This window comes from Acinetobacter gerneri DSM 14967 = CIP 107464 = MTCC 9824 (assembly GCF_000368565.1).
In the GTDB taxonomy this organism is placed as follows: Bacteria; Pseudomonadota; Gammaproteobacteria; order Pseudomonadales; family Moraxellaceae; genus Acinetobacter; species Acinetobacter gerneri.
On record NZ_KB849526.1, the window covers coordinates 1 to 638 of the forward strand.

Annotated in this window: 1 pseudogene; it reads left to right on the top strand. The window is 43.4% G+C overall.

What is annotated here, in order from left to right:
* A pseudogene (locus tag F960_RS22515) lies at positions 1-638 on the top strand (hypothetical protein); the annotation flags it as partial.

Genomic DNA, 638 nt, shown 5'->3' on the forward strand with positions numbered 1-638 from the left:
GCACCAACATATAGTGTTGTGAGCAATCCAAATGGCGTTGCTAGCAATGTTACAGGTGTTGCAGCGGCATTAAATAGTTTAAATACAGCAGTAACAACGCCGTTGTATTTCAAAGATGCTGCTTCAGGTACATCAAGCAACAAATTAGGTTCTACTTTTGCGATCGTGGGTGATACCAATATCACCACTGCTGTGACGGCTAACCAAGCCCAAATTAAGCTCAATCCTAACATTAGCTTAACAAGCGTAACCACGACTGACGGTGCTGGCAATAGCACTGTGGTAAATGCTACGGGTACAAAAATTACCGATACAACGGGTAATACGAATACATCTACATCAACCACTAATGTACTAAAACAAGGTAGCAATACGCTGACAACATCGGCGACAGGAACAACGGTTACTGATGGTACTAACACTACAACATTGAACGCATCGGGTGTCAGTATTACCAATGGTCCAAGCATCACGACTTCAGGTGTCAATGCTGGAAATAAAGTGATTAGTAATGTATTGGCAGGCAGCGCGCTTACAGATGCGGTCAATGTTTCACAGTTAAATGCGGTGAAAGCCAATGCAGATAATTTGGGGACTACTACAGCTACAGCTTTGGGTGGTGGTGCAAGTTATAACGC